We start from the raw sequence: 6,046 nt of genomic DNA on the forward strand, positions 1-6,046 counted from the left end.
TAGGCGTCGGCCATGTGAGCGGCAGCCTGCTCGTGGCGGGTCATGATGAACTGCATGCCCACCTCGGTGCCCAAGCGCCGGATGGCATCGAGGATGGGGCACAACTGCCCGCCCGGGATGCCGAAAACAAACCGCACCTTCTCCTGGATCAGACATTGGACCAGGACATCCGCACCCATGATTGCGCTCATCGTTCCCTCCTCTCTGTGCGCTGGATCAAACTATGGGGGACGCACGGCGAGGCGTCCCCGCACGCCGATACGCAGGTTCTCGTAGGGGCACCCCTTGTGGGTGCCCTGCACAGCCACACAGGACCGCCCCTACGATGACACTCGCGAATTCAGTATAACGCAGCCGAGGGCGAAAGTCAATGCGCCCTGTCATGGCGATCCACTGCCCACCGCCGAGAACGACTCGAAGCCAGAAGGGGTTTGACAAAAATGCGCCGCGTGGATATATTAGCATTAACGGTTGGGCATTTGCGTGAGCGCCTGTTGGCGCGCTTCAATAGACGAAGGGTAGGACAAAGGCCCCATGGACCATTTTACCGCCCACCGTCTCCGCTTCGATGCTGAGGTAACAACACCTATCGAGATCGGGGAACACAAGGGTTCCGCTATCCGCGGCGCGTTGTACCACAGCCTGCGACGTCGTTTTTGCCTCAACCACCAAGCCCGCGACTGTCGCTATTGTTCGCTCGCTCCACCGCAACACGGAAATCCGGAAAAGTCAGCGACCTGTCCGGTGTGCTCTCTGGTTAGCACGCTGGGTCCGGAAAGCGAGCGCGGTGTTGATCTGCCTCGTCCATACACCATCGAACCACCTCTGGGCGACGGTCTTTCCTATGAACCCAGCCAACACCTCGAATTTGGTCTCACCCTTTTCGCCGAAGCCCTTCACTATTTTCCTTACATCATCCTGGCCGTACAAGCCATGGAGACAACGGGGCTGGGCAAACGGACCAAAACCAATGGCTGGCGTCGCGGCACCTTCCGCGTGCGTCATGTGCTGGCGCTGAACCCCCTCACCGGCGAGAGTCACGAGGTCGCCGCCGCTGGTCAGTCGCTGGTTGCTGTGCCTGATGTGCCTATCACTCACCGGCAGGTATTGCGCGCCGCCTCGACCTGGTCGGCCACAGGGAAGATCACCTTAAACTTCCTCACCCCCACTCGCATCACCGACGCCAAGCACCTACAGCATCGCCCTTTTTTCCGCCCTATCTTCCAGCGGTTGTTGGAGCGACTTTCCGCTTTGGCACGGCAGTTCTCCGATACGCCGATGACCGTGGATTTCGGCTCCCTGGTGAAAGCGGCGAATGAGGTGCGTGTGGTGGAAGATCACACCCGCTGGGTGGAGGTTCGCAGTTACTCCACACGACAGGGACGGGCCACGCCCACCAGCGGCTTCATAGGCCAGGTGTCGTTTGAGGCCGAGGAGTGGACCCCGTTCCTCCCCTGGTTGCTGTGGGGCCAGTTTACCCACGTGGGAAAGGATGCAGTGAAAGGCAACGGTTGGTATGTGATGAGCAACGAGATCCAATAGACAGGCGAGGGATGATAAAATGCAGGGCGAACTTGTGCCAGAACTGCACGACATTGGGAAATTGTCCGACATGCTGCACAACTTTGAAAAGTTCCCGTTCGAAAAATATGGATTCTCCCCCGATACACCCACTTGGAGAGGCATCTTGGAACATCACTGCTCGCGAAACTTCGAACTGTTCCCCACCTCGCCCGACACCCTGATGCTTTGCATGGCAGATGATCTCGCCTCCGCCATCTCACGGGTCAGGCAACCCGAGGTCGAGGGGGGACCAGAATGGCAAGTGAGAAAACTATGGCGAGGCCCCTCACAGAAAAAGTTCCAGTTTTTGGACCCGATGGAGATCGTCCAGTTCCTGCGAGGGAATCCCTCGGCTGATGAGTATTTCGGGCGTTATGCCGTGGCCATAGACGAAAGAGCAGAAGCGGCGTACCCAGGCATGAACATAACCACCCTGCGCACCCACTCCGAACTGACCGGCAAAATGTACCGCCTATTGAAAGCAGGGTTCCAGGTAAATGAGAAGGAGGTACAGGGAAAGTCGAGGGAAGAAGTCGGCTCTCTAATCAAAGCGAAAGCGGGGCAATGGAAACTGGGTGTTTCCAGATGCCGTTTTCACTTCCCCGCCAGGCCATTCCGAACCGCCGACCTCGGTGTCTTTGTTCAACTGGAGGAAACCTTCCGCCTGCTGAAATCGAAATTCGACGATCACATACTCTTCATCAGCCCGGAGGAGGCAATCTTCCTTTACAAAGAAAGAGGGAGCGCGGCGGGACGAAATAGTAGACAGCGTAGTCCAGGCTGGGTTCTGGGTGGAGGAAGCCCGCATCAGCCGGAGCGTATCAGACCTCCAGAAACACGATTTGCGACAAATAGTGAAAGAGCCGAAGAATACCGTTTTCCCATCACTGGTGGAGGCCATGGCCCCTCCCATCTGTGAGGTCTGCCAGATGGCACCGGGAACCAAAGAGTGGCTCAGAGAAGCAGGGGGCAGCCCTGAGCATTTGTGCGAATCCTGCTTCAGGAATCGACAGAAAGGGGCGAGGTTGAGGAAACTGGCAGAGTGGGAAGATCTCGTCGCCTGGATGAGGGTAGTGCTTGATTTCGACGATCTCCTCGCCGCCTTAGGAAAACTCTACGCAGATTACTTGCGCGAGGTAGGTGGTAACCCGGATCGGGCGGAGGTAAGATTCACCCTCGTGTCGGAGTTTCAGAGAGACTATGAGAAATTCCTCCACTCCCTGGGGGAGAGCCTTTCCTCGCAACAGGGTGATGAAAATGTGGAACGGCTCTTGGATTCGCTCTATTGCGCGCGGCTCCAGGAAAAGAAGGCAATCTTGGATCTGGTGAGTGCATTTCACCAGCAGATGCAAACGTATTTCCCGAAGTTCTATGAAATCCCACGCTCTCCCATCCGGCTGGCCATCTCCTGCTCAGCAGCCACCTTCCCCTTCTTCGAGCACTGGCGGATGATGGAAGAGGCCCAGGACCCGCTGTGGATCAACTTGGTGAGTCAGGGCCAGGTGCGGGCGGGCCTCCAGGCCGTTCCCGCCCTGTTGCAAGCCACCCAATTGCGTCCCAAGTCGGCCCTTCACAACCTGGCAGAAGTAGCCAGGGTCTCGGAGAGCCTGGCGAAAGTGCGCATGGGCGATAAAAAAGACAAAGACTACGGGACCTATTGCCGACTCAAGGAGAATTTCTTGCCCTTTGGCCTCAGTTACCAGGGCCTATTGACTCTGGCGAAGATCTTAGGAGATTGAGATGCGCTTCTTAGAATATGAATTGACAGCGGATACCCTTTGCTTGGGAGAGAGGGTCAAGGCGGGCTTATTTCGGCCCTGTGATACCAGGACTATCCGATACTCTGCCATCACCGGCGCACTGCGGTCCTACCTGGGCCGCGATGACCTGCACGCTGCCGGCTATTTCGTCCAAGATGGGGAGCACAACCAAGTGGATTATTTCACCTACTCCCCGCGAGATCGGGTGTTGGGATCCAGCAAGATCCCCCTCACCGTGCAGTTCCTGAGAAATGTGCTGGGCAAAATTTACATTCCGGACCACGCTGACCTGCCGGAAGAGTTCGACCTCTCTCTCGGGGCGCTGAAATCTCGCGGCTTCGGCCAATGCCACCTGCGCTACCTGACCTCTCTCGATAGTGAAGAGCACAGGGCATTCGGGCGATTGAACACCCGTATCCCCCTCGACCGGGTAGATGTGTTCGCTATCAAGGAAGTGAAGGTACCAGTGTACGGCTATCTGTTCCGACCGACCTCGCGCACCGATGGCGTGTATGTGCTGTCGCTCTTCGAGGGCAGTGTGGTTGTGGGTCCCCGTTTTCTACTGGAGGAGGGCACAAAATGACCGACCCGATCGAACAAATTCTCAGGAAACTCAAAACCAATCAAGAGGTGATGCGCACGCGTTTCACAGCCAGTCTCCTAAACAACGTGGGGGAGATTTTGGAGAGGGATGGCTTCGGTGCAGCCAAAGTGTACCTTCTCGACCGCCTGGAACGCCCCGAACTACAGGCCCAGGCGAGAGTTCTGCTGAACGTCGTCCTGCCCACACTCGAAGCCTCTCCCTCCGTACAACAACGGCGGTCTTTGGGCCGCTATATCGTCAAGACTCTGATCGCGCTACAGTCTCAGGAGGTGTGAAATGATCACGGAACGACGCTTCGAGATCGTCCTGCGCACGATGGAACCGTTTCGCATCGGCGGGAAACCAGATCCGTTGTTCGGGGCCGAAAACCCGGTGGCCATCGTGGGAAGCCAGGTGGTGATCCCAGGCTCATCCCTGAAGGGTGCCTTTCGGAGCCGCATTGAACAATATCTGATAGAGCGGCACTATGACGCGGGTGCCAAACGCTGGCCTGCAAACCGAACGGCGTGGCGGCCCTGCCTGGGTGGCCCTAAACCCAGCGAGGCCGAACAACGGCTGGTGGGGGAGGGGAAATACCGAAGTTTGGGATGCGCGTACCCTGCGGCGAGAGATGCCAAGGACGCTAGTATATGCCCCGCCTGCTACCTGTTGGGAGCGCAGGGTCTGGTGGGGTTCGTCCGCGTTCCTTTCCTGGTATCCGATGTCACTCCCGAAGAGCTCTATTCCGCCAGGATAGACCGCAGCACGAGCACCGTAGCCCGGGGCACAAATCGCCCTTATCAATTGGTGCCTACCGGCGCTATCTTCAAGGGCACCTTCTACGTAACCCTCGAGGACACCGTCCTTGGCTGGCGGCTGGGTGAGCCCAGGCCCCTCGATGGCGAAGGAGACGCTTGGCTGAAGACCAATGCCCCTTCGCAAGAGCAACTGATCAAAGAGTTCATCACGGACAGGTTGGCCAGCATCTACCTGCTGGGTGGGTACAAGTCGAAGGGCTTCGGTCGCGTCCAGATCGAAGTCCGACCATCTGGATAAACCGCGGGGTAGGCTTCAGCGGAAATAGATGTCGAGAAATAAAAGCGGAGGGCCGCCCGGCCAGGAGGCTCAGCATCTCCAAGGCCGACCCGGTGAGTGCGTCATGGCAGCCGGATCTGGCTCGATGGAGGTCCGCCCGGGTCGCTTGGACCGTCGCAAATCCCCGGTCTCTCGGGCGCAGAATACGATTTGCGAGAAGAAGGTGTTTGTAGTACACTTTTACGTCGGAGGAGACTGGGTGCCGAGCGCCCACGTGGCTTTCTGCGCCCTTATTTGGACTCGCGAGGTGAAAAATGCCTTGAGAAGGGTGGAGGTGAGGGCTGGGTTTCAACCCTCGACCCGACAATTAGGGTACTGAAAGCAAAATAGACACAATCGCCCGTCGGTCGCTGCTATGGGTTTCAACCCTCGACCCGACAATTAGGGTACTGAAAGGTCACACGTTTCGCACCACGAGAGGCGGGCCAGGTTTGGTTTCAACCCTCGACCCGACAATTAGGGTACTGAAAGAGCACAAGCGATAGCAGGGCGTAAAGTTCCTTCGGTGGTTTCAACCCTCGACCCGACAATTAGGGTACTGAAAGTCAAAGATCCTGGGAGGCAAAAAGCAAAGTTATCTCGGACCCAACCCCCTTAATCAGGGCGGTTGAAACCGCGCCTGTGGGACCTATCGGCCTGGCGTCCCCCTGCGGGGACGCCAATACCCGGCCTTATCGCCGAAGAATCCCAACAAAAAACGTAGGGAGAGGTTGAACCTGCCCCTACGTAGGCCCCAGATGCCATCCGCCAACAGCCTATCAGCGGATGGCCTTCGGCATAGCGGATTAACGGATACACCCCGCTCTCCCATCCGCTAATCCGCTACCCATCCGCTGATAGCCATCCGCTCCATCCGTATCCAATCTGCCGCCCTCTATCCATTTGTCCGTTTTCTCAATCTGATGACAACCCCTGACGCCTGCAGATAGGGCCAGTTCCGGCCCTTCCAGGATTTGACAAACTGGATGTTTGGGTATACAATGTGGTCACAATAGTGACTACTAGACTTGGAGGAACAATGGCTGAGATTGGCGTGCGGGAACTG

Annotated in this window: 7 protein-coding genes and 1 CRISPR repeat array; of the genes, 6 read left to right on the forward strand and 1 reads right to left on the reverse strand. The window is 57.3% G+C overall.

The window, feature by feature from the left end:
* On the reverse strand, positions 1–191 hold a 191-nt coding region (locus H5T64_13135; protein MBC7265280.1), incomplete at its 3' end, for a thiamine pyrophosphate-binding protein.
* A 343-nt stretch (positions 192–534) separates the two neighbouring features.
* On the opposite strand from H5T64_13135, the gene cas6 reads away from it, so the two are divergent.
* From cas6 to H5T64_13165, 6 genes are all read left to right on the forward strand, one after another.
* The gene (gene cas6 / locus H5T64_13140; protein MBC7265281.1) at positions 535–1,542 is read left to right on the forward strand and encodes a CRISPR system precrRNA processing endoribonuclease RAMP protein Cas6; all 1,008 of its coding nucleotides are present in this window, start codon (positions 535–537) and stop codon (positions 1,540–1,542) included.
* A gap of 19 nt (positions 1,543–1,561) precedes the next feature.
* Entirely contained in the window at positions 1,562–2,482 is a 921-nt protein-coding gene (locus H5T64_13145) for a hypothetical protein (GenBank protein MBC7265282.1), read from the forward strand.
* A gap of 106 nt (positions 2,483–2,588) precedes the next feature.
* Positions 2,589–3,302, forward strand: a complete 714-nt coding sequence (locus H5T64_13150; GenBank protein MBC7265283.1) for a hypothetical protein — start codon at positions 2,589–2,591, stop codon at positions 3,300–3,302.
* Between the two features lies 1 nt (position 3,303).
* Positions 3,304–3,906 carry a hypothetical protein gene (locus tag H5T64_13155; GenBank protein MBC7265284.1) on the forward strand — a complete coding sequence of 201 codons (603 nt, stop codon included), beginning with the start codon at positions 3,304–3,306 and terminating at the stop codon, positions 3,904–3,906.
* A complete protein-coding gene (locus H5T64_13160; protein MBC7265285.1) occupies positions 3,903–4,202 on the forward strand; it encodes a hypothetical protein in 300 nt (99 codons plus the stop codon). The genes H5T64_13155 and H5T64_13160 overlap by 4 nt, the downstream gene beginning before the upstream one ends.
* A 1-nt stretch (position 4,203) precedes the next feature.
* Positions 4,204–4,962 carry a hypothetical protein gene (locus H5T64_13165; protein MBC7265286.1) on the forward strand — a complete coding sequence of 253 codons (759 nt, stop codon included), beginning with the start codon at positions 4,204–4,206 and terminating at the stop codon, positions 4,960–4,962.
* Positions 4,963–5,283: 321 nt separating this feature from the next.
* Positions 5,284–5,546: direct repeats of the CRISPR family, unit length 38 nt; unit sequence GGTTTCAACCCTCGACCCGACAATTAGGGTACTGAAAG.
* Positions 5,547–6,046 lie beyond the last annotated feature (500 nt).

Source organism: Chloroflexota bacterium, assembly GCA_014360825.1.
Lineage (GTDB): Bacteria > Chloroflexota > Anaerolineae > UBA2200 > JACIWT01 > JACIWT01.